Below are 568 nucleotides of genomic sequence, written 5' to 3'. Positions count from 1 at the left end.
CTATAATACTTACAGCAATAGCAACCATTATCTCTGCAAATGTTAATCCTCTGTTATTGAAGATAAAAATCTTTTTCATTTTATTACCCCTATGGTTATCCCTGTGGGAAATTACATACCACATCTCTCAATATCATGGTCCTACCAGTTACTGTTGCGGTTGCGGTAACCTCTGCACAAGCACTTTGACCCGAACCCATAGGCGGAGCAGTTGAAGGAGGATTTCCAGTAATCGTAACATTTATTGTATATCCACCGCAGGCTATCTGAATTGAACTTGTTGTTGGATTTGCTCTTTTTGCTTCTATACCTGATGAAGCAGCCTGAACAAGGCATGTACCAACTAAGTCTTGTCTTGTGAACTTAGAAAATGCTGTAATTAGCCCAACAACACCTATAACTAAAATAGCTACAAGTAAAACTGACATTAAAGCCTCAGTTAAGGTAAAACCATCATCTTTATTTATTATGTGCTTTATTTTTATCATGTGCAAACACCACTTCCTTTTTCTATTCTTATTGCACCAAATCTGCTAATAACTGACTTATAGTAGGAGTTGCCATCACT

Annotated in this window: 1 protein-coding gene; it reads right to left on the bottom strand. The window is 37.0% G+C overall.

What is annotated here, in order from left to right:
• Positions 1-95 precede the first annotated feature (95 nt).
• Complete coding sequence (locus tag N3F66_15210; GenBank protein MCX8125494.1) at positions 96-428, bottom strand: hypothetical protein; 333 nt, start codon at positions 426-428, stop codon at positions 96-98.
• Positions 429-568 lie beyond the last annotated feature (140 nt).

The sequence above is a fragment of the Spirochaetota bacterium genome (assembly GCA_026414805.1).
Classification (GTDB): domain Bacteria; phylum Spirochaetota; class UBA4802; order UBA4802; family UB4802; genus UBA4802.
Note: the sequence above shows the minus strand (reverse complement) of the source record. Positions and strands in the feature narration are given on the sequence as shown.

Bases quoted from the DNA above. Each gene is read 5' to 3' on its own strand.
- N3F66_15210 (MCX8125494.1), bottom strand. From the start codon at position 428: ATGTCAGTTTTACTTGTAGCTATTTTAGTTATAGGTGTTGTTGGGCTA.